At 37.1% G+C, this 20,241-nt stretch carries 23 protein-coding genes; 7 read left to right on the plus strand and 16 right to left on the minus strand.

The window, feature by feature from the left end; translation table 11 throughout:
• Positions 1–2 precede the first annotated feature (2 nt).
• Complete coding sequence (locus GJ691_RS19810) at positions 3–128, plus strand: hypothetical protein (RefSeq protein WP_281351230.1); 126 nt, start codon at positions 3–5, stop codon at positions 126–128.
• Positions 129–183: 55 nt separating this feature from the next.
• Positions 184–1,266 carry a hypothetical protein gene (locus GJ691_RS09400; protein WP_154366207.1) on the plus strand — a complete coding sequence of 361 codons (1,083 nt, stop codon included), beginning with the start codon at positions 184–186 and terminating at the stop codon, positions 1,264–1,266.
• Positions 1,267–1,353: 87 nt separating this feature from the next.
• On the opposite strand, the gene GJ691_RS09405 is transcribed toward GJ691_RS09400, so the two are convergent.
• The 9 genes from GJ691_RS09405 to GJ691_RS09445 all read right to left on the minus strand — a co-directional run bounded on the left by GJ691_RS09405 (position 1,354) and on the right by GJ691_RS09445 (position 10,222).
• The gene (locus GJ691_RS09405; RefSeq protein WP_154366209.1) at positions 1,354–2,412 is read right to left on the minus strand and encodes a nucleoid-associated protein; all 1,059 of its coding nucleotides are present in this window, start codon (positions 2,410–2,412) and stop codon (positions 1,354–1,356) included.
• 69 nt (positions 2,413–2,481) lie between these two features.
• Positions 2,482–2,979 carry an IS1096 element passenger TnpR family protein gene (locus tag GJ691_RS09410; protein WP_154366211.1) on the minus strand — a complete coding sequence of 166 codons (498 nt, stop codon included), beginning with the start codon at positions 2,977–2,979 and terminating at the stop codon, positions 2,482–2,484.
• A gap of 28 nt (positions 2,980–3,007) precedes the next feature.
• Positions 3,008–4,042, minus strand: coding sequence for a COX15/CtaA family protein (locus tag GJ691_RS09415; protein WP_154366214.1), 1,035 nt, complete (start codon positions 4,040–4,042; stop codon positions 3,008–3,010).
• A 116-nt stretch (positions 4,043–4,158) separates the two neighbouring features.
• A complete protein-coding gene (locus tag GJ691_RS09420; RefSeq protein ID WP_343033476.1) occupies positions 4,159–4,992 on the minus strand; it encodes a type IX secretion system membrane protein PorP/SprF in 834 nt (277 codons plus the stop codon).
• A 9-nt stretch (positions 4,993–5,001) separates the two neighbouring features.
• Positions 5,002–6,432 carry a CCA tRNA nucleotidyltransferase gene (locus tag GJ691_RS09425; protein ID WP_154366218.1) on the minus strand — a complete coding sequence of 477 codons (1,431 nt, stop codon included), beginning with the start codon at positions 6,430–6,432 and terminating at the stop codon, positions 5,002–5,004.
• A 52-nt stretch (positions 6,433–6,484) separates the two neighbouring features.
• Positions 6,485–7,057: an L-threonylcarbamoyladenylate synthase gene (locus tag GJ691_RS09430; RefSeq protein ID WP_154366220.1), complete on the minus strand. Its 573-nt coding sequence runs from the start codon at positions 7,055–7,057 to the stop codon at positions 6,485–6,487.
• Complete coding sequence (locus GJ691_RS09435; protein WP_154366222.1) at positions 7,058–7,927, minus strand: N-acetylneuraminate synthase family protein; 870 nt, start codon at positions 7,925–7,927, stop codon at positions 7,058–7,060. It abuts the gene before it with no gap.
• On the minus strand, positions 7,917–9,095 hold the full coding sequence (locus GJ691_RS09440; RefSeq protein WP_154366225.1) for an acylneuraminate cytidylyltransferase: 1,179 nt from the start codon (positions 9,093–9,095) through the stop codon (positions 7,917–7,919). The genes GJ691_RS09435 and GJ691_RS09440 overlap by 11 nt, the downstream gene beginning before the upstream one ends.
• A 68-nt stretch (positions 9,096–9,163) precedes the next feature.
• Complete coding sequence (locus GJ691_RS09445; RefSeq protein WP_154366226.1) at positions 9,164–10,222, minus strand: glycosyltransferase family 52; 1,059 nt, start codon at positions 10,220–10,222, stop codon at positions 9,164–9,166.
• A gap of 221 nt (positions 10,223–10,443) precedes the next feature.
• Here GJ691_RS09445 and GJ691_RS09450 point away from each other — a divergent pair, with 221 nt between their 5' ends.
• A complete protein-coding gene (locus tag GJ691_RS09450; RefSeq protein WP_154366229.1) occupies positions 10,444–11,277 on the plus strand; it encodes a glycosyltransferase family 2 protein in 834 nt (277 codons plus the stop codon).
• Here the strand turns inward: GJ691_RS09450 and GJ691_RS09455 are convergent.
• Together GJ691_RS09455 and GJ691_RS09460 are read right to left on the minus strand one after the other, a co-directional pair.
• Positions 11,259–12,053 carry a glycosyltransferase family 2 protein gene (locus GJ691_RS09455; RefSeq protein WP_154366231.1) on the minus strand — a complete coding sequence of 265 codons (795 nt, stop codon included), beginning with the start codon at positions 12,051–12,053 and terminating at the stop codon, positions 11,259–11,261. The two genes, GJ691_RS09450 and GJ691_RS09455, sit on opposite strands and share 19 nt — an antisense overlap.
• A 243-nt stretch (positions 12,054–12,296) precedes the next feature.
• Positions 12,297–13,112, minus strand: a complete 816-nt coding sequence (locus GJ691_RS09460) for a 2,3,4,5-tetrahydropyridine-2,6-dicarboxylate N-succinyltransferase (protein ID WP_154366233.1) — start codon at positions 13,110–13,112, stop codon at positions 12,297–12,299.
• A gap of 104 nt (positions 13,113–13,216) precedes the next feature.
• Between GJ691_RS09460 and ruvX the strand changes: the two genes are divergently transcribed.
• Genes ruvX through GJ691_RS09475 form a run of 3 tightly spaced genes read left to right on the plus strand, consistent with a single transcriptional unit; the run spans position 13,217 to position 14,701 of the window.
• Entirely contained in the window at positions 13,217–13,627 is a 411-nt protein-coding gene (gene ruvX / locus GJ691_RS09465; protein ID WP_154366234.1) for a Holliday junction resolvase RuvX, read from the plus strand.
• Positions 13,628–14,218 carry a peptide deformylase gene (def, locus tag GJ691_RS09470; RefSeq protein WP_154366236.1) on the plus strand — a complete coding sequence of 197 codons (591 nt, stop codon included), beginning with the start codon at positions 13,628–13,630 and terminating at the stop codon, positions 14,216–14,218.
• Between the two features lie 57 nt (positions 14,219–14,275).
• Positions 14,276–14,701 (plus strand): DUF5606 family protein, encoded by a 426-nt coding sequence (locus tag GJ691_RS09475; RefSeq protein WP_154366238.1) that lies wholly within the window; start codon positions 14,276–14,278, stop codon positions 14,699–14,701.
• 79 nt (positions 14,702–14,780) lie between these two features.
• Here the strand turns inward: GJ691_RS09475 and GJ691_RS09480 are convergent, their stop codons facing one another.
• Together GJ691_RS09480 and GJ691_RS09485 are read right to left on the minus strand one after the other, a co-directional pair.
• The gene (locus GJ691_RS09480; protein WP_154366240.1) at positions 14,781–16,397 is read right to left on the minus strand and encodes a family 20 glycosylhydrolase; all 1,617 of its coding nucleotides are present in this window, start codon (positions 16,395–16,397) and stop codon (positions 14,781–14,783) included.
• A 27-nt stretch (positions 16,398–16,424) separates the two neighbouring features.
• Positions 16,425–17,075 (minus strand): GDSL-type esterase/lipase family protein, encoded by a 651-nt coding sequence (locus tag GJ691_RS09485; RefSeq protein WP_154366242.1) that lies wholly within the window; start codon positions 17,073–17,075, stop codon positions 16,425–16,427.
• 293 nt (positions 17,076–17,368) lie between these two features.
• Between GJ691_RS09485 and GJ691_RS09490 the strand changes: the two genes are divergently transcribed.
• Positions 17,369–17,701: a DUF2853 family protein gene (locus GJ691_RS09490; RefSeq protein ID WP_154366244.1), complete on the plus strand. Its 333-nt coding sequence runs from the start codon at positions 17,369–17,371 to the stop codon at positions 17,699–17,701.
• 102 nt (positions 17,702–17,803) lie between these two features.
• On the opposite strand, the gene GJ691_RS09495 is transcribed toward GJ691_RS09490, so the two are convergent.
• The 3 genes from GJ691_RS09495 to GJ691_RS09505 all read right to left on the minus strand — a co-directional run bounded on the left by GJ691_RS09495 (position 17,804) and on the right by GJ691_RS09505 (position 20,237).
• On the minus strand, positions 17,804–18,382 hold the full coding sequence (locus GJ691_RS09495; protein WP_154366246.1) for a PepSY domain-containing protein: 579 nt from the start codon (positions 18,380–18,382) through the stop codon (positions 17,804–17,806).
• A 173-nt stretch (positions 18,383–18,555) separates the two neighbouring features.
• On the minus strand, positions 18,556–19,605 hold the full coding sequence (gene arsB, locus GJ691_RS09500; protein ID WP_154366248.1) for an ACR3 family arsenite efflux transporter: 1,050 nt from the start codon (positions 19,603–19,605) through the stop codon (positions 18,556–18,558).
• Positions 19,606–19,607: 2 nt separating this feature from the next.
• Positions 19,608–20,237, minus strand: a complete 630-nt coding sequence (locus GJ691_RS09505) for an arsenate-mycothiol transferase ArsC (protein WP_154366251.1) — start codon at positions 20,235–20,237, stop codon at positions 19,608–19,610.
• Positions 20,238–20,241 lie beyond the last annotated feature (4 nt).

The raw sequence follows: 20,241 nt of genomic DNA on the forward strand, positions 1-20,241 counted from the left end.
ATATGGAATTTATACTTTACTACGAAAAAACCACCTTTTATTGGGATTTGCAGATAATTGTTGCCAATCAAAAAAAACAATATGTAAACGCTCTTATCGGTGTGGTTATAGATTTGTCCATAGCCTGAAATAATTGGTTTAGCACAGCATATGTTTTTTGTATCTTTAAACCAAACAAAGGCTATGACAGAAGAAAAATTAATGTCGAAGAAGAAACCGGCCTATCCGGTCAGTAAGGCGTTGGATGCTTATTTGGAAAGATATAGTAGAAAAATAGTGATACCCATTTGTTATGACGATTTACTGCGTTTTATAGGTTCAGTTGTAGTTTATGACTCCAATGATGAGGACACCCTTTGGGTAAGGGTGTATTATAATGAATATGACCGTCAAGAAATAGATACGAGTTTAAAACGGGTGTATTCACTTTTGCTTTCAGATGGTAGTGGACATATTGATCAATATTTGAATGTTGATTCGGTTGATTACTGTACTTTCGGTAATTCCAAACCTTTTAGAATTAAGGTCAGGAACGTGCTCAACGATAACTTTACTTATTTCTACGTGAAGAAGGCAGATGCTTCCAGAATCTATGGTTTGGAGTTAGAGCATATGCTTTCCCCATATAACCTCAATTTTTTGGTTTATGAAGATACCTTGATCGAGGAGCATATTGCCGGCATACCCGGTGATGTGTTCATTAAGGAAATGTTGCCCAAATGCACCGAAACGGAAAAAGCCCAATTGGCGAAAGAGTTCGTAAAGTTCAATGAGCGTTGTATGATCAGGTTGTTGGGTGACATGCGTTCTTATAATTATGTTATCGTGGCCACTCACGATTTTGATCATGTGGTCTATAGGATCAGGGCCATAGATTTTGACCAACAGTCTTTTGAAGGTAAATTGAAGGTCTATCGCCCGCAGTTTTTCAAAGAGAATTTTCAAATGGTGGAGTTGGTTCGAAAGAAATTGCTCAAAGATTCCATTGATCAGTATAAGTTAGAGGAAAGATCTATTGTCGCCAAACGTATTTTGAGTTCGGGAAACCGAATAAAATTATTGGATAAAGTCTGTAAAAAGGACGTGATATCATTGCCGGAAAATGTAGAAATGCTAAAAGGTCAGATATACGAGCTTACTAAAGATATACAATTTAAAAAATGTACTACCATGGGTGAAATCCTGGATCTGGCCTTGGATTTTGTCAAGCGAAACTATAAGGGGGTAAGTATGAAGCAGATCCTAGAGCACAAGATCAAAATATAAAATGGTATCATATCCCAAATAATAATATTAAAACACATGTTAATTTGTGTCTTTTTTATTATTTGGGATTTTATCGTTCAAAAGGTCTTAGCTTTTTTCCTCTTTATTGAAGTAGACCAGATAATAATACATTTGTCTTTCCTCATCCCATCCTTTTTCAACGAACTTTTCTGCTGACTCAGGATTTATAAAGTCCATTTTTATTTGGATATTGGTGTCCAGATTAATGACGTTCTTTATCTTTTTTCGTGCATCGGATACCGCTTTATTGGCGATGTCGAATGTTGAGACATCCTCTATACTGTATTTAGGTCCTTTCTCGACCTTATAGTGTTTAAATTCAGGTATAAGTTCCGGGTTCTCAAGGACCTCATTTAAAAAGTTGGTTTCTTCAAAAGCATCATTTTTGGCAAAGTGGTTAACCGCCTTGTTCATGAATAGCACCTCTTGTTGTTTGTCCTCTGCGGGTAAAACGACATCCTTAGCAAAATTCTGGCAGAATTTAAGATAGTTCTTGGTATAGAAATTTTCATCGGCAAGGGCATCAACATCCAAGAAGTTCTCTAACCAATATTTGGCATCATAACGGTTACTGTCAACAGAAAGTACCTTGTAGCCTTCTTCTTTGTTGACATTGAAAATAAGGCAGCCTTTGTCCAATTTATTAATATTGATCCCTTGCTGTACCACAAGGTCCAAATTACTTTCTTTTTCTTCGAATTGAAGAAAATCTTGCTTTAATTCGCTCTTGAAAATACCTACTGCATCTACTTTTTTGTTATCCAGTACAACATCGGATAAATAAGCAACATATACTTCCCCGCTTTTTATGTGTGGATGGTTTGATTGATCAAAAAGATGTGTTGCGATTCTTTTCGATTGATCGTGCACACATGCTGGATCATTAAAGATTTCAGTAACTATTTTATGTATTTCATTAAACTCCACGTCTACTTCGTTGGTAAGTTTAAAGTAGTTTTCTTCTTTTTCCCTAAATGGTTTAAAAAAATATTCTTTTAATAGTCCAGTCGTCTCATCATTAAGACTGAAAGGTTGGGCAGATAAAAATATACCTTCATTTTTATTCTTATTGCCTACTCGGTGCAAAGAAATACTTTCGATATGGGTAGGGTATAGATTTATCATTGTAATTAAGGATTAATGGTTAAACGTTGTTTTTTGTGGGTAGATCGTTAGATATGAACGGTTAGGAATTTAGTTCCAGTTTTCATCAAAATCAAGATCGTCGTAGTTTTCAAAAGTGTCATCAAAATCGAAGGCCGTGTTTTCAGCCTCGAATTTTTTTTCTGGTGGTGATTCCGGTAATTCCCCAAAACTGAAAAGAACATTCGGGTATGCCCTACCGGATTCCTTTTCTGTAATATCGGCCAATTCAACAAAGAACGTCCACATATTCAAAAAATCATAAACGTAAATCAACTTGGGGGTTTTTTCGGTAAGAACATCCTCTAAAAAGGTTTCGTTCATTAACCTAACGTCATCCCCCCCTTCACTCATATCAAAAAGAGCGATTTCCTCATCCTGTTTCCAGTCTTCATCACAGGTGTAAAAAGAAGCCATTTCAGTACCTAGAAACCCGAATGACTGGGCAATGGTGTTATGGAATTCTTCCATTGAATTATGTGCCTCAATTTCAATATCCCTAAAGATATCCTCATTGGCGTCCAAGATAATCCGGATTTTATATATCATTGACTCTAATTTTTGAAAGAGAGCAAAGTTACAAAGTTTTATGACTTCTATCGGCATTATAAGATTCCAATACCAAATAGAATTGGATACCGAATAAAAGAGAGGCCAAAACCAAATGCATGGTCTGACTCATAAAAGGAAAATCCCAATAGAACATGGCCATTCCCGAAATAACCTCAATAAGAAGAATGCTCAATACCCAATTGATTTTGGTAAGGCCCAAATTCAAATTGTAGATTCTGTACGCCAAATAAAGATTGAATAAAACCACCAAAATGGAAAATGAACGGTGAACATAAAATGCAATAAGCGGTTTTTGCAACCATAAGTTTTTGGCCGATTCACCTACAAGCTCAACTTGCTCATCCACAAACTGCCTAACTTGTGTGCCCAAAACTATTTGAATGAGGGTTAATACAAAAACTATGGATAGCAATACCATGGTTTTAGAATCGAACCCATGGTTTTTTCGTTTGTCTTTTGATATGAAGATAAGGTAAAGTAGCATGGCAACAATCAGTAATGCCATGACCATATGCACTGTAATCCTGATAGGTTCTAGTACAGAATAAACAACTGTTGCTCCTAACCAAGCCTGGAATCCCATGCCGAAAACCACTAGCCAGGATAATAGTGTCACCCTTTTTTTCTTTTTCCAATATCCAAAGGATATAATGGCCAATACCAAGGTGGCCAAACCAGCTAAAGCCCCGAAAAGACGATTAATGAATTCTATCCAAGTGTGCCAAGGGTTAAACTGGGCGTAGTCATGTTTCGTATAGGGTTCCCAATGATCCAAATTAAGCTTATCGCTACTGGCAAATTCCTCTTTTGCAACTTGTAATGATTCGTTCAGGATTATTACCTGTCCTTTTTGGTATACTTGTCCAGGTTTCCATTGTAGTTGGGATTCTTCAGTAGGTGGTATTAGATGACCAAAGCATTTTGGCCAATCCGGACATCCCATCCCACTTCCGGTCATACGAACAACAGCACCTGCAATTATCACCAAATAAACCAATACCAATGTGATTTTAGCTATTGAATGGTATTTTTTGAACATGTGGCAGAGTTAAGGACTACAAAATTAATGTTCTTTTCCAATTTTCATATACATTGAAGGATAATCCTATAAAAAAAGGGGCCAAATGTGCCCCTTTTTAATTTACTTAAAATCAGTTATTCTATGACAACAAATTCAGACCGCCTATTGGCTTGGTGTTTGACTTTTGAACAAGGTACGTTATTGCTACATTCATTCGTCAATTTGGTTTCACCAAATCCTTTTTGAACCAATCTATCAGGATTTATCCCTTTTTGGATAAGATACTCTATGGTCGAATTCGCCCTTTTTTGGGATAGGCTTAAATTATAACTATCAATGGCCCTTGAATCTGTATGTGAACTTACTTCTATTCGTACTTCAGGGTATTCATTCAAGAAGGTGATGATTTTCTGTAAGCTTATTTCAGCATCCTTTCTTACATTGAATTTGTCAAAGTCAAAATATATCGGTTTAATATTCAGATATGATATAAGTTCGGTATTAATTGGGGTTTTTCTTGTCTTCTCCAAAGCAAAGTCAACACCCGAAGTATCTTGGGCTTCTATAGCGGTAAATGTTTTATCATCCGTTTCATAATCCGATTTAGAAGCTACGATTTTATAGTCACTACCTACACAATTGCCCTTAACGTCGAAAGAACTATCCGTTTTCGTTTTTGTTTCGGCAACAATTTGATCGTTACTGTCAAAAATAACTACATCTGCACTATAAAGCGCATCACCGCTTTCTTTGTCATAGGCAAAACCAAACATAAGTTTATCACTTATTTGAAAGCCGAACAAAGCACTTACAGCGGCATCCCATCTATAGGCAGCACCAAGCGTAAATTTATCGTTCAACATGAAATTCGCAGAAACATCTAATTTCAAGGGAGCTCCTTGTTCGGCTTTTAATAATGAGGCCGGTTTAAATCGATGGATTGTGGTAATATTTACTTTAGGGAATATTGAAAAAAACTAATCGGATATTGGATTTAAACCTAATTCTTTTGCCTTGGTTAGCATGAATTCTTTTGCGTCCTTATGGTCGTTTGGGATTTCTCCTTCAAGAATCGCTTCCTTGATCGCAGCTTTGATAATGCCTATTTCCTTTGAAGGTCTTAGGTTAAAGGTTTTCATTATTTCTTCCCCTGAGATGGGTGGTTGAAAGTTTCTAACATGATCGCGTTCTTCAACTTCTATGATTTTCTCTCGAACGATCTTGAAATTGTTTTTGTACTTTTTCTGCTTTTTTGTGTTTTTGGTGGTAATGTCGGCCTCACATAGTGTCATAAGGTCATCTACATAATCGCCTGCATCGAAAATAAGTCTACGAACTGCGGAATCCGTTGCGAATTCTTCGGCCAGGACAATAGGCCTAGAACTCATCAAAACCAATTTCTGGACGTATTTCATTTTGTCGTTTAAAGGAAGACGCAATCTTTTAAATAGTTTAAAGACCATTTTTGAACCCACAAATTCATGGGCATGGAATGTCCAACCGATTTTTTTATGGAATTTTTTGGTAGGTGCTTTTCCAATATCGTGTAATAGAGCGGCCCATCGTAACCAAAGGTTGTCAGTTGTTTTGGATATATTGTCAACTACTTCAAGGGTATGCCAGAAATTATCTTTGTGGCGCTGGCCTTCAACTTCTTCAATACCTTCCAAGGCGGTTAATTCGGGTAGGATATAATCCAGAAGTCCGGTTTTGTGCAATAGGGATAAGCCAATGGACGGCTTTTTGCTAGCGATTATTTTATGGAGTTCGTCAACGATTCGTTCTTTAGACACAATCTGGATTCGATCTTTATTTTCGGTTATGGCCTGCAACGATTTCAATTCGATAATAAAATCCAATTGCGTGGCAAAACGAATGGCTCGCATCATGCGTAATGGATCATCGGAATAGGTTATTCCAGGTTCTAAAGGGGTTCTGATGATTTTGTTTTCCAGATCGCCTATTCCATCAAAGGGGTCCAAAAGATCTCCGAAATTTTTGCTGGAGAGTGAAAGGGCCAAAGCATTTATGGTAAAATCACGACGCTCTTGATCCTCTTGTAATGTGCCATTTTCTACAACGGGTTTTCGACTATTTCGGTCATAGCTCTCTTTACGTGCCCCTACGAACTCCAACTCCATATCACCATACTTTATCATGGCTGTTCCGAAGTTCTTGAAAATTGATATTTTAGGATTTCCTGATAGTTTTTGTGTTACTTTCTTTGCTAATTCGATTCCACTACCAACGGCCACAACATCAATATCTTTGGGGTTGCCTCGTTGAAGAAAATAGTCACGTACAAAACCACCAATAACATAACAATCGACCCCAAGCTCATCTGCTGCCTCTGAAAGGATTCTGAAAATCGGGTTTTGTAGCGCTCGCTTATGGTTTTGTTGTGGCATTTTTGAAGGCATCTGGACTCCGCTCAATATTATAGCGAATACTGTTCGTTACTTACTCCCGGATTATTTTAACCGTTCCATCATTTCCTAATTTGATAATCGATGAAGGTGGTCCGTTTTTTTTATCGTGGTGCAAATTTACGATATAGGCGACACCTTTTAAAATAGGGTCGCCGATTTCATCGAAACTACGTGGGGTGGCTTGGCCCGCTAGATTTGCTGAAGTTGAAATAATTGGTTTTTTGAATTTGTTGATCAAATACTGACAAAATTTGTCTGAAGCTACCCGTATGGCCATGGTATTGTCTTGGGCAATGGCATTTTTTGCCAAGCCTATAGGGTTGTCATAGATGATAGTCGTAGGTTTGGTCGCTAAATCTAAAATGTCGTATGCAACATCAGGTATGTTTTCTACATGTCTTTCGAGCATGGCATCATTGGCTACCAAACAAATCAGAGCTTTGGAATCTTCACGTTGTTTTAATTCATAGACCTTTTTTACTGCGTTTTCATTCGTGGCGTCACAACCAATGCCCCAAACCGTATCGGTAGGGTAAAGGATGAGCCCACCACGTGATAGGGTTTCGATACTATTTTTGATCTCGGCACTAAAATCGGAACCCATTTATTTTTTATATTTTAGTTTCACCCTTTGTACATTTTCGATGTCCAAAATATCCTTTTGTTTATAAGTTAGGGCCTTGAACGTGGCTTGTAGGTCTCGACATAGTTTTCTAAGTCCCATTGGCTCCAATGAAGCTGAATGATCCGTGCCTTTCCACGTGCGGTCCAAGGTAAAATGCCTTTCTATAATGTGGGCACCTAATGTGTATGCGGCGATATCAACGGCGATGCCAAGATGATGCCCCGAAAAACCAATACTTTTTACTTTGGATTCGTATTTTTCTTTTAGTTTTAGAATATCAAGTAAACAGATATCCTCAAAAGGTACCGGGTAACCAGAGGTACAATTGTAGATTACTAAATCTTTATTTCTTTTGCGTTCGGTAAAAAAATCTACTAGGATTTCAATCTCACTTTTAGTAGTCATTCCAGTAGAAATATGAATTTCCCCTTTGTAGTTTTTACAAAGCCAATCCAACATTTCGAAATGGTTGTTACAAGCAGACGGGATTTTTATGAAATCGGGATTGAGACTTGCAATTTCCTCTGCTGAGGTTGTATCCCATACTGAAGTCGAATATGTAATACCGACTTCTTCACAGTAATCCTTTAAAATTCCGTGCTGGTCCAGGTCAAATTCCAAAAACTCTCGATGTTCACCATAAGTGTTGCCATAAGAATTGGCAGGATTAGGATGCGGTGTATTGTATTGTTGGTCTGTTAACAACTCTTTGTTGTTTCTTTTTTGAAATTTAACAGCATCTGCATTTCCGAATATTTTGGCCATGTAAATCATTTCTTTGGCGATTTTCATGTCACCTTTATGGTTACATCCAATTTCAGCAATAATATAAGGTTTCTTATAGTTCATCGAATCTTTGATTATAGTTTATTATAAATTCAGAAGCTTCTCTAATGGCTCCTTCGGCAGATTTATGGTTAAGTGTTATATCTGCATAGTATTTGATTGGCTTGGTGGCGTTTGAAGGGCAAAAAGACCAACCGCATCTTAACATATTGCTCAAGTCGTTAATGTCGTCCCCGATATATGCGATTTCTTTAGGGGATATATTTTTTTCGGTACAGATTTTTTCTAAAAAAGAATACTTGTCCTTTACTCCAAGATAAACATTTTTTATTTTAAGCTTTTTCATTCTTTGCTCCACGACCTTTGAATTTTCGGAAGTCATTACCATAAGTTTTACGTTATGTTGTCTTATGATTTCAAGCCCCATGCCATCTCGCATATCAAAAGTCTTGGAGAACTCACCATCTTTACTTATAACAATTTTTCCATCAGTGAAGACCCCGTCAACATCAAGGATTAAATAGTTTATTCTTTGGACCGATTTAGAAGTCTTGAAATTTGAGATAAGCAATTGTTCTACTAACTGCCAATCTGTTTCAGAATCAATCTCTACTAATGTATCTTCCGACATTTCTAATATACCTATGTTACCACTAAGTCTGTTCTTCGATTTTAATAGAGACGTTTTTTTAGTGCAATAAACCGCCCCGTTCTCAATGAGTAATCCATCAAAATCTTGTCTTCTAGGTCTTTTGTTATAATCATAGTTAAGACTGTTTCCGTCTTTTGACCAAATGAATCTGTGTGTTTTTACAACACTCAGGACAGCATCCAAGTTATTGTTTGTAAGCTTCGCCAAGGCTTGGTTTATATCGGCCCTTTTCGTAAGGGGGGAAGTTGCCTGCAGCAAGCAAAATATATCAAATTCATTATTGATCATAGAGCTAAACTCCATTATTGCATCCTCGGTTGAGGAGGTGTCAGATGCATTTTCGGCAGAGCGCTTTACACAAGAGACTTTTGGAGACCATTTAAAATGCCGGTCAACGTAATCGATAATTTCATCATCATCCGTAAAGACAAAAACCTTATCTAGATTTGAAAATATTGCTTCTGTAAGTACCCAAGTGAATAAAGGTCGACCTAATAGTTTTTTTTTGTTCTTGTTCGGAATACCCTTAGAATTTTTCCTTAATGGTATAAACCCGATTTTATTGTTTGTTTGACCCATGAATGTTGTTTTGAGTGCTAAAAATCACCTGGACTTTATTGCCTTTGGATTTAACTTAAATGAATGATTTATTTAAATTGATTCACCGTTTGCTTAATTTTATTTTTCCATCTTTTTGTAGTGTAATAATCACTGAATTTATCACCTACGATATACTTTTCACCAATGATATCGATATTATTGATCGAAGTAGAAAAAAGTGTAAACCCCTTGTCGAAATAAACGTCTTTACCAAGGGATAAAATTTCCAAAGGAAAACTTCCGCCAAAGATAGTTATACTTTTAAAATACTTACTGTAATCCGTAGTTTCCCTTGGGTGCATCTTTAAAACAATGTGAAAACCGTCTTCAATTGAAGTAATGATTTCTTGGTAAATAGCGATCTTGTCCGTTTCTGAGGCTACAATATTGTTCTCTGAAATGGGTTGGGTAATAATTATGGCGTTTTTGCCAGGTTTTAAATCGGAAATGGGTTCGAACGCAAAAGTATCGAACACCTTTTTTTTGGCTTCATTGTTTAAGTTCGCTATGACTTTCAATGCATTTAGTTCCTTTGTTTTTTTACGAAGTTTTTTTGGTAATTTATTCGGAAATTGGGCATAAAACGTTTTGATCCTACGGTCATCCCCACCTTCCAGAGGTTTTTTTGTGATGTTGTTCCTTAAGAAAATCTTCCACGATGTATGTATTTTTCTGTAGTCCCGGGCGCCGTCCTCTATACCGTGAAAAGATTTTTTCGGATACTTATATAAAAAGTAACTCTTAGCTGAGCATGGATTGGAAATTATGATTTGGCTTTCAGTTATAAAAGATTCTTCTTTAACCAATTCGGGCATTATCTTTTCCATATATGGTACTATCGAGTACCTCCTGAAAAAAAGGGAATTGATTTTTCCTATACCCTTTTTCTGAATATCAAAAGTTGGGATTAGATATACTTTTCTAAAAAAATGGGATTCTAGAAATGGTATCATTTTTTTGTCAATACCCTTTCTGTCCAATAAAAATAAAATGTTGTCGCCTACAGCGTTCACATCATAATTTGAATCTTTGAGGATATAGATGATCGATAGATAAATGTGGTATATTGAATTTGAAACAAAAGTCCTTTTTATTGCATTGTCCATATGTATTGTTGGGGGGTCTTAAATATGTTTTGTTATCAAAGAAATACATCAATTTTATATATCGATGCCATGGTTTATTGATGTTGATTTAATTTCATCAAGGTAATTTAGCCTATTAAAAAAGGTTTTTGGTGAACTTTGAACGTGAATTGATTAAAACGCTCATGAATTTATGATGTTCATGGGCAAAGATATATATTAAACTTTTATATTTTTGCAAGATGATTTCGAAGCAGACATTGACCCCGAAAATATCAATAATAATTAGCACTTATAATTCCGAAGATTGGTTGCAAAAAGTGCTTTGGGGATTTAATTGCCAAAGCTTCAAGGATTTTGAAGTAGTCATAGCCGATGATGGTTCCGGGCCAAAAACCAAGGAACTTTTGGCCAAAATGTCGGAGGAAGTGTTTTATCCTATTGTACATGTTTGGCAAGAAGACGAAGGGTTTCAGAAATCCCGAATTTTGAACAAGGCAGTAGTTGCGTGTGAAGCGGAATATATTATTATGACCGATGGTGACTGTATACCAAGGGAAGATTTTGTCCAGGTACATTATATTAATAAGGAGCCTGGATATTTTATTTCCGGAGGTTATTATATGCTGCCAATGAATATTTCCAAGATAATCGATAAAGATGATATAGAAAAACAGAACTGTTTCAATATTCAATGGTTAAAGGAAAAAGGTATCCCAAAAACTTTCAAGAACAACAAACTTACGGCAAGAGGGTTCTTATCAAAGATTTTTAACACCTTTACTCCGACCAACGCTAGTTGGAATGGTCATAATTCATCCGGTTGGAAAAAGGACATTGTAAACGTCAATGGTTTTGATGAGCGAATGCAATACGGTGGTCAGGATAGGGAATTGGGTGAGCGTTTGTTTAATTTCGGTATTAAATCCAAACAATTGAGATATAGTGCCGTTTGCGTGCATCTAGATCATAAAAGAGGATACAAGACCCCGGAATCAATAGCGAAGAACATGGAAATAAGAAAAGAAACTAAAAGTAAGAAATTGGTTTGGGCACATCATGGCATTACTAAGTAGTATGCCAATTCATTCTTTTTTTCCAAACGTTTTAGTTCTTTACAGTATTCTAAAACCCCCAAAGCGTTTAAATGGCTGATAATAAAACCTTTTCTTCCATCTAAAAATCCAAGACGCAAAAAGAAATGGTTAAAAAACTTCCATGTTGGTTTGGCCAAAAGTATAAAGTAGTTGAATTTCTTCTCACGATAAAATGCTTCTTTGGCCTTTAAACGACCATAACTTAGCATTTTACCTTTGTAATCTTCGTAATTCTTATAGCAGTAGTGGGTTAACCTTTCTGTGAAAATTCCAGATTTTCCTTCAACCACAAGGGTTTCATGAACTATTTTCTTGTCTGAAAACTTGGCTTTGCTTTTTCTGAATAAGCGATAATTCTTGTCGGTTTGCCAGCCACTATAACCTAGGCGTTCATTCTGAAACATAAAATCCCTGTAAAACCAATAAGCCGCAATATCATTTTCAGTTTCAACCTTTAAGGAGATTTCATTTTTTAATTTTTCGGAAACGACTTCGTCAGCGTCCAAAAATAAAACCCAATCATTACTTGCCTGTTTTAAGGCAAAGGATTTTTGAGCTGTGAAATTCGAAAATGGGTGTTGGATTACCTTTACCTTTGGATGGTTTAAAAGATACTCATACGTACCATCCGTACTATACGAATCCACTACGATAATCTCATCTACAAAAGAAATGGATTCGATACATCTTTCAATGTAACCCACTTCATTGTAAGTAATTACTAAGGCAGTTACTTTTTTTTTGGCTATTGGCATAGGTTCGATTTTATTGGGTGGTTAGGCCAATCGATATTTCTAAGTAACAGAAAAAAAACGAAAATAGTATGTGAAATACCTAAAATTCCTACAAATTTTCCTGTTTGGCCACAAAAGTACATATTATTTGAGTTATTCGTAATTGGATAAGGCTGCTTGAATCAATATATTTATTAACAACTAAAAAAACAAAAACCCTACTCTTAAGTAGGGTTTTGTAATTATAAATTTTTATGTAGGATGTTAGACCGCTACATCGTACTCACGAAGCGCATCGTTCAATGATGTCTTTTTGTTGGTACTCTCCTTTCTTTTGCCAATGATCAAAGCACAAGGTACTTGAAAGTCACCTGCAGGGAATTTTTTAGTATAACTTCCTGGGATAACAACAGATCGGGCAGGAACAACACCTTTTGTTTCTACAGGTTCATCACCTGTAACATCTATAATTTTCGTGCTCATGGTCAAAACTACATTTGCGCCTAAGACGGCTTCTTTTTCTACCCGAACACCTTCGACAACAATACAACGTGACCCGATAAATGCACCGTCTTCAATAATTACCGGAGCGGCTTGTAAAGGTTCGAGTACACCTCCGATACCAACGCCACCACTTAAGTGTACGTTCTTTCCGATTTGGGCACAACTACCAACAGTGGCCCATGTATCGACCATAGTGCCTTCATCTACATAGGCACCGATATTTACATAACTGGGCATTAAAATGGTCCCGGGTGAAATATATGCGCCATGTCTTGCAACGGCATGGGGAACGACACGAATGCCTTTTTCCTTATATCCTTTTTTTAATGGGATTTTATCGTGGTATTCAAAAATACCCGCTTCCAAGGTTTCCATTTTTTGAATGGGAAAATACAATACGACCCCCTTTTTTACCCATTCATTGATCTGCCAACCGTTTTCACTAGGTTCGGCACAGCGTAGTTCGCCGGCATCCAATAAATCGATTACCTGTCTAATGGCTTTTTGGGTAGCGGCCTCTTTTAGTAATGCCCTGTCTTCCCATGCTTTTTCTATTGTCTGTCTAAGTTCAGTCATTTTGCTTCTTAAAATTTACACAAATATAAGGGCAGAAACCTTAATTGATCCTGTGTTTTTATAGTTATAACAATTTATGGTTTATTTTTGCCAAAAACTTGGATTTGGGAAGAATCGTTGCTTTGGATTATGGGAAAAAACGCACTGGAATCGCAATTACAGATGAATTACAGATAATTGCTTCTGGGCTTACTACCGTAAAAACCCCTGAACTCATTGCTTTTTTGAAAAAGTATGTTTCCGATGAGAATGTTGAGCGATTTGTGGTCGGGGAACCCAAGCAAATGGATTATACCCCTTCTGAGGCAGAGGAGTTGATTACACCTTTTTTAAAACATTTAGGAAGAACATTTCCCGATATTCCCATTGAAAGGCAAGATGAGCGTTTTACCTCAAAAATGGCTTTTCAGTCCATGATCGATGGAGGAATAAAAAAAAAACAACGCAGAAACAAAGCGTTAATCGATGAAATAAGTGCAACCCTGATTTTACAGGCTTATATAAATAGAAAATAAATGGTATTACCTATTGTCGCTTATGGTGACCCCGTGTTACGTAAAGTAGGAAAGGAAATTGAAAAGGATTTTCCCAAATTGGATGAATTGATCGAAAATATGTGGGAGACCATGTACAATGCAAGTGGAGTAGGATTGGCTGCTCCGCAAATAGGCTTGGCTTTGCGGCTTTTTATTGTCGATGCCACTCCCTTTGCTGAAGATGATGAACTCACCGAGGCTGAGCAAAACAGAATAAAAGGATTTAAGAAAGTATTCATCAATGCCAAGATAGAAGAAGAGACAGGTAGCGAATGGAATTTTAACGAAGGTTGCCTTAGTATACCTGATATACGTGAAGATGTTTCCCGTAAGGATACGATTACCATTACTTATGTAGATGAGAATTTTAAGAAGAATACCGAAACCTTTGATGGGGTATTGGCAAGGGTCATCCAACATGAATATGATCATATTCAAGGCATCTTGTTCACCGATAAGTTATCCTCTTTGAAAAAGAGATTACTTAAAGGTCGATTGGCCAATGTATCCAAAGGAAAAGTAAATGTGGAGTATCGTATGCGATTTCCGAATATGAAAAAAGGCAGATAATTTAACGTAGTTATTTGTCTAAATGTAGCATCTTTGCAACTGAAATTTTTTTAAGGAATGAGTTTAGAGAAAATATTATCAATAGGAGGAAAACCTGGTCTATATCAATTACTGACCCAGACCCGTTCAGGTTTTGTGGCTGAATCGTTGTTGGATAATAAACGTATTACCATAAGTGCACATAGCAATGTTAGTGTATTGTCAGAAATAGCGATATATACCTTGGAAGAAGAAATACCCTTAGGCGAAGTATTTCAAAAGATACTGGTCAAAGAGAAAGGTGGTAAGACCGCGATTGGACATAAAGAGGATAAGATTAAATTGGAAGAATACTTTTTCGAGGTGTTGCCCAATTATGATGAGGACCGTGTATACCCAAGTGACATAAAAAAAGTGATACAATGGTACAATATTCTTCATGAGAACGGAATTACCGAATTTATAAAGGATACGGATTCTGAGGATTCCACGGAAGAAGAATAAAAAAGATTACATAGAACTATTAAAAAAGCCCTGACCTTATTAAGTCAGGGCTTTTTGATTTAAATAAGTCCTTGGGTACTTAGTCTTTCTTTATTTCTTTATAACTGTATTTGCTCTTTTTCCAATCGATCAATGGAGATGCATAATATTTGACATCCATGCGGTCCAGATAGGGGGCTTGGTTGGCCAAGCGTAGCTTGTAGTTTTCCCAATTGCGATTTTCCTTGGATGTCCAGCTGAGTTCGGAATAACCAATAACGCGCGGGAATGCCAGATATTCCAATTCACCCATATTACTGATGGTTTCTGACCATAAAGGAGCCTCAACACCGAGAATGTTCTCCATGGGTATACCCTCGTATTCCTCGGGTGTCCAAACATAAGCGGAATCGACAGGGATATACGCTGCCCAGTGCAGCCCATGTTTTGAAAGGGTGTCATATTGCATGTCCAAATAGGCCCTTTTAGCAGGAGAGAGAATGATCTTCATGCCTCTTTTAACCGCCTTTTGGGCATTGTCTCCACTAGACCAATATTGTGATATGGAACTGGAGTCAACTTCGGCAGAAGCGATTTCATCCCAGCCGATCATTTTTTTTCCGTGCTTCTGTACAATTTTCTCTACTTTTTCAACAAAATGGATATAGTCGTTTTTTTTGGTGACGTGGCTTTCATCACCACCGATATGAAAATAGGGGCCAGGAGTTATTTCGGAAATCTCACGAACAACATCATCGATAAAAGCATACACCGTATCCTTTCTCGTGTCAAAAGTGCTAAAACCTACTCGTGTACCTTCATAAAGTTTAGGGGTTTTACCATTTCCGTTTAAAAATGGATAAGAGACCGATGCGGCATTGGTATGCCCGGGCATATCTACTTCAGGTATAATGGTCATATGATGTTTGGATGCATAGGCAACGATTTCTTTATAATCTTCTTGGGTATAAAAACCACCGGCTTCACCACCGACTTCCGTGCTTCCACCGATTTCGGTCAATTTCGGCCAAGATTTTATTTCGATTCGCCACCCTTGGTCATCGGTCAAATGTAAATGCAGGATATTGATTTTATAGTAAGCCAAAAGGTCTATGTATTTTTTTACGTCGTCAACACTGAAGAAGTGCCTGGCCACATCGAGCATTGCCCCTCTAAACCCAAAAGTTGGGTTGTCAACGATTTTTCCAGAAGGTATTGGCCAAATTCTCTGCTCTGCCAGGGTGTCATTGCTTTGCTCGGGAATAATCTGCCGTAATGTTTGGATTCCCCTAAAAGCACCTTCTGCGGTATTTGAGTTTATGATAACCGAATCCGGATTAATATAAAGCTCGTAAGATTCGGGTGCGTTAAGTTCAAGGCTATCTGATCGGTTTATGTAAATGATGCGCTCAATAGGATTGGTTCCTGCCTCATTCACCGGAACATCCAAATCTATTTTAGCTTTGATCTTGTCGGCCAAAAACTGCCCAATTTCAAAAAAACCTTCATCCTTTTGGTTGGTGTAGATAGCTGTATGGCGATCTAAACCAAAGGTTTTGTTCGTCGCAATTATCTTCAGTGGCTTTGGAATGAGGTTTTCTTTTGACAAATCGGTAGGTGGAAAATCAATTTGTTTTTTTTGTTCTTTCTGGCAAGCCGTAATGATTGCACTGATAAATAATACGGTCAAGACTCTCGTTACAATGGATCTTATCATAATGCTATTTCTAAATCTAATATTAACTTATTGGTCTACAAATGGTTTTAATGTGGAATACCAAATTTCATATCCTTTAGGGTTCATATGTAATCCGTCTTCGATAAATAAATCAGGGATTAATTTTTTACTGTTTAACATGGGGTTCCAGATATCCGCATAACGTAATTGATCATCTTTTTTGCATAACTTTTTGAATTTTCGATTCAAACGTTTGTAATTGCGTTTTAAGAACCATCTGGATAGGCTGGGCTTGGTTGAAATAATAATAATTTGGGTCTTGGGATTGTTGACCTTGATTTTGTTTATTATCTGGGTCATCGTTTTCATTATCGCCCTTATTTTTGTTCCTGAGGCAATATCATTGTCACCTTCATAAATGAATATTTTGTAAGGATTGAACCTAGTGATCAATTCGTCGGAATATGCCAATAGATCTTTGGCTTGTGACCCTCCAAATCCAGTGTTGACTATTTGATGTTCAGGAAACCGGTCTTGTAGATCTTTCCAGATTCTAATACTGGAACTGCCCGTAAATAATACCGTTTCGTTACTGGGATTCCACAGGGTGTCGTATTTATTTTGAATAAGTGCCACTTCATTTTCAAAAGGAACGGAATCTTGGGAATTCCCAAAAAAGGCAATGAAAATAAAAATTGAAGATATCAAAAATCTCATTCCGGTAATTTGATTCCTAAAGATAGGTCTATTCTTTTAAAAATTAGATACGGAGCAATCCAATTTATCGAAAATATCCCAAAATCAAGAGGGGAATTAATGTAAATGCCGGTTGTGATTTTAAACTGATTCTAATTGAGATATCTCTTATGAGGGAGTATTTTGAAATTGGCCCTATATTTTCAATGGTTAAGAAAAATATCTCCGCTTCATTCTATTTTATTGATCTAGAAAGCTTTAACTTTCTAGTACTATTCAAAACACAATTAATTTTAATCTAAAATTCAATTATCATGAGTGATTTAGCGGAAAAACTTGCTAAGCTTAAAGACACTGCAGAGAGTCAGTTGAAAGAATGTGGAGTTACTGATATTGACCAAGAACTATTGCAAACCTTAGTGAATCGTTTGCGAACAATGATCAACAACAAGGACGCTACATTGGTTTCTGGCAAAGATGCTTCTGAATTGGAAACGGTTCGAAGGAATTTCGTGCAAAAGAAACTTGGTATAACCGACAAGGAAAAAGCCATGGCGGCCATTCATAAAGTAGTCGAAAAAATGTCCGGAATCAGGATGAAAAGTAGACCTGCTTTTTATTATCTAGTACAACAGGAATTAAGTTAAAACGTAATTAAAGGGTTTTAATATAGGCAGTCTATATAAGGCTGCCTTTTTTTTATGGGGTTGATATCGACCTTAAATGAAAATGTATGTTATTGTGTTGTATTAAACACGTGATTTACTTCTTCTCATTCTTTTGGGCCCATACCAGAGCCAAAATCCGGTAATCGTAAAAATAAGAAGGGCTATACCCATTATTGAGGTGTAAATAACTTTTATCAATCCGCCCGAGGTATTAAAATACTTATCCAGAATAGAGCCATCGTGAATGTTCTCTATAAAATCGCTATATCTTTTGTCTACATGCAGAACATCTCCGGTAGCACCGTCGAGTTGTATGCCCCAAAAATGGTCGGTAAAAACGAACTTAACACTCCCTTTTTCCTTTCTTATGTCAATTCTGTCTATTTCAGTGGATATATTGGGTGATACTGAATCTCGAAGTACTAGTACGGCCTTTGTATGTAAGCTGTCAATAGGTAACCATTTTTTTAAATCCGTTGATGTGCCCACATAGGTTTCGGGCATCAAAACTCCATTACTATGTTTTTTCCATCCCAAAAGAAATCCGGTTACCGATATAAAAAAGAAAAAAATGAATAAGGCCGCACCTGTGATACGATGAATTTTTCGAAAGATCCTAAGGGTTCTGGCTTGTTTTGTTCTTTTATTCGCTTGGGTCATATTTTCTTTTGCGCCAATCAGTTTTGTATTGGATTATAAACTTAGCTCTTTTCCTGATAGTAGGGGTTTTTTAATTGAAGAAGGCACAAAAATATGGTTTTGTGGTGGACCGAAAAAAACACTGGCAAAAAAGCCAGTGTTTTTCTTTATGTCCAGTTGCCTTTCATTCGATTTTAAGCTGTGGCTTTCAGGTAATATTTTTTGCGTAACCAGAATGATACCCTAACCAATAGGATTAAGGCAGGAACCTCAACCAAAGGCCCAATGACCCCTGCAAAAGCTTGTCCAGAGTTTAGGCCGAAGACCGCAATGGCCACGGCAATGGCCAATTCAAAATTATTGCCCGCTGCAGTGAAAGCAACAGAGGCTGTTTTGTCATATTCCGCTCCCATTGCCTTAGTAAAGAAAAAGCCAATAATGAACATAAGGCTAAAATAGACAAGAAGCGGTATGGCTATAATAAGTACATCCATAGGGATTTGGACGATTAATTCACCTTTAAGAGAGAACATGACCACAATTGTGAATAATAGGGCGATCAATGTCAAAGGGGAAATAGTTGGAATGAATTTTTTCGTATACCATTCCTCACCTTTGAGCTTAACCAATAGTAATCTACTTAGAATACCTAATAAAAAAGGTATGCCCAAATATATCGCTACGCTTTCTGCAATAGTTCCGATTGAAATATCAACGATGGCCCCTTCGAACCCAAAATAGGGAGGAAGAACGGTAATGAAGATCCAGGCATAAAAACTGTAGCCGAATACTTGGAAAATACTGTTCAAAGCTACCAATCCTGCGCCATACTCGCTACTGCCTTCTGCAAGATCGTTCCAAACAAGGACCATGGCAATACATCGGGCCAGACCAATTAAAATAAGTCCTACCATATATTCCGGATAATCCCGTAAAAAGGTAATTGCTAATATGAACATTAAAACCGGCCCGATAATCCAATTTAATACTAGTGAGATGGACAAGATCTTGGTATTTCTAAAAACTTTTGGCAAAAGAGAATAATTCACCTTAGCCAAAGGAGGGTACATCATTAGTATCAAACCGATTGCGATGGGAATATTCGTGGTTCCACTACTGAAAGAATTTATAATATCGGGAAATGTAGGAACAAAGTAACCAATACCAACTCCTATGGCCATGGCGATAAAAATCCAAAGGGTTAAATAACTGTCGAGAAAGCTCAATTTTTTATTACGTGCCATTTTTAACAATTGATTTGGGAGAAAACATAAAATAATTCGGTGGCGATTTGAAGGCTTCTTTCAGTATATTCTTCGGCCTGCTGTGGGGTATTGTCGAAAGCCTTCGGGTCTTCAAAGGTTATGGGGATTCGCTTTTCCGCACCAGCGATAAAAGGGCAGCCCCCATCAGCTTGTGAGCAGGTCATGATTGCTGCAAACCCAGATTTCGGATTGAATTCACTATCCAATTTTTTTGAAAATCCGATGACGGGGTGTTCGTTAGCGGCATATTTAATACTATAGACCGGATTTGCCTCTTGGGAAAGTTGCTCAATTTCAAAACCTGAATTGCGTAATGTTTCAGCTACCATAGGAAAAAGGGCCGTAGCCTCTGTGCCTCCGGAATAGCATTGTACATTGGATATACCAAAATGATATGCTAGGGTTTGTGCCCAAATTTGCGATAAATGGCTTCTGCGCGAATTGTGTGTGCAGATAAAGTTTATGCGTATTGACTGGTTATCGTTGGCCTTTGATTGAATAAAATCGATCAAGGGTTGTAGGGTTTCTTTTCGTTCGATGGAAATTGTGTCGATGTCGAGCGTTGAAACAATTATCGCTATCTTTTCGAATACGGAATGTGTGGTTGTCATTTTT

The sequence above is a fragment of the Maribacter luteus genome (assembly GCF_009674825.1).
Lineage (GTDB): Bacteria > Bacteroidota > Bacteroidia > Flavobacteriales > Flavobacteriaceae > Maribacter_A > Maribacter_A luteus.

What these genes read in the sequence shown, in the direction of transcription:
- GJ691_RS19810 (WP_281351230.1), top strand. Translation starts at nt 3, where the DNA reads ATGGAATTTATACTTTACTACGAAAAAACCACCTTTTATTGGGATTTG.
- GJ691_RS09400 (WP_154366207.1), top strand. Translation starts at nt 184, where the DNA reads ATGACAGAAGAAAAATTAATGTCGAAGAAGAAACCGGCCTATCCGGTC.
- GJ691_RS09405 (WP_154366209.1), bottom strand. Translation starts at nt 2,412, where the DNA reads ATGATAAATCTATACCCTACCCATATCGAAAGTATTTCTTTGCACCGA.
- GJ691_RS09410 (WP_154366211.1), bottom strand. Translation starts at nt 2,979, where the DNA reads ATGATATATAAAATCCGGATTATCTTGGACGCCAATGAGGATATCTTT.
- GJ691_RS09415 (WP_154366214.1), bottom strand. Translation starts at nt 4,042, where the DNA reads ATGTTCAAAAAATACCATTCAATAGCTAAAATCACATTGGTATTGGTT.
- GJ691_RS09425 (WP_154366218.1), bottom strand. Translation starts at nt 6,432, where the DNA reads ATGCCACAACAAAACCATAAGCGAGCGCTACAAAACCCGATTTTCAGA.
- GJ691_RS09430 (WP_154366220.1), bottom strand. Translation starts at nt 7,057, where the DNA reads ATGGGTTCCGATTTTAGTGCCGAGATCAAAAATAGTATCGAAACCCTA.
- GJ691_RS09435 (WP_154366222.1), bottom strand. Translation starts at nt 7,927, where the DNA reads ATGAACTATAAGAAACCTTATATTATTGCTGAAATTGGATGTAACCAT.
- GJ691_RS09440 (WP_154366225.1), bottom strand. Translation starts at nt 9,095, where the DNA reads ATGGGTCAAACAAACAATAAAATCGGGTTTATACCATTAAGGAAAAAT.
- GJ691_RS09445 (WP_154366226.1), bottom strand. Translation starts at nt 10,222, where the DNA reads ATGGACAATGCAATAAAAAGGACTTTTGTTTCAAATTCAATATACCAC.
- GJ691_RS09450 (WP_154366229.1), top strand. Translation starts at nt 10,444, where the DNA reads ATGATTTCGAAGCAGACATTGACCCCGAAAATATCAATAATAATTAGC.
- GJ691_RS09455 (WP_154366231.1), bottom strand. Translation starts at nt 12,053, where the DNA reads ATGCCAATAGCCAAAAAAAAAGTAACTGCCTTAGTAATTACTTACAAT.
- GJ691_RS09460 (WP_154366233.1), bottom strand. Translation starts at nt 13,112, where the DNA reads ATGACTGAACTTAGACAGACAATAGAAAAAGCATGGGAAGACAGGGCA.
- def (WP_154366236.1), top strand. Translation starts at nt 13,628, where the DNA reads ATGGTATTACCTATTGTCGCTTATGGTGACCCCGTGTTACGTAAAGTA.
- GJ691_RS09475 (WP_154366238.1), top strand. Translation starts at nt 14,276, where the DNA reads ATGAGTTTAGAGAAAATATTATCAATAGGAGGAAAACCTGGTCTATAT.
- GJ691_RS09480 (WP_154366240.1), bottom strand. Translation starts at nt 16,397, where the DNA reads ATGATAAGATCCATTGTAACGAGAGTCTTGACCGTATTATTTATCAGT.
- GJ691_RS09485 (WP_154366242.1), bottom strand. Translation starts at nt 17,075, where the DNA reads ATGAGATTTTTGATATCTTCAATTTTTATTTTCATTGCCTTTTTTGGG.
- GJ691_RS09490 (WP_154366244.1), top strand. Translation starts at nt 17,369, where the DNA reads ATGAGTGATTTAGCGGAAAAACTTGCTAAGCTTAAAGACACTGCAGAG.
- GJ691_RS09495 (WP_154366246.1), bottom strand. Translation starts at nt 18,382, where the DNA reads ATGACCCAAGCGAATAAAAGAACAAAACAAGCCAGAACCCTTAGGATC.
- arsB (WP_154366248.1), bottom strand. Translation starts at nt 19,605, where the DNA reads ATGGCACGTAATAAAAAATTGAGCTTTCTCGACAGTTATTTAACCCTT.
- GJ691_RS09505 (WP_154366251.1), bottom strand. Translation starts at nt 20,237, where the DNA reads ATGACAACCACACATTCCGTATTCGAAAAGATAGCGATAATTGTTTCA.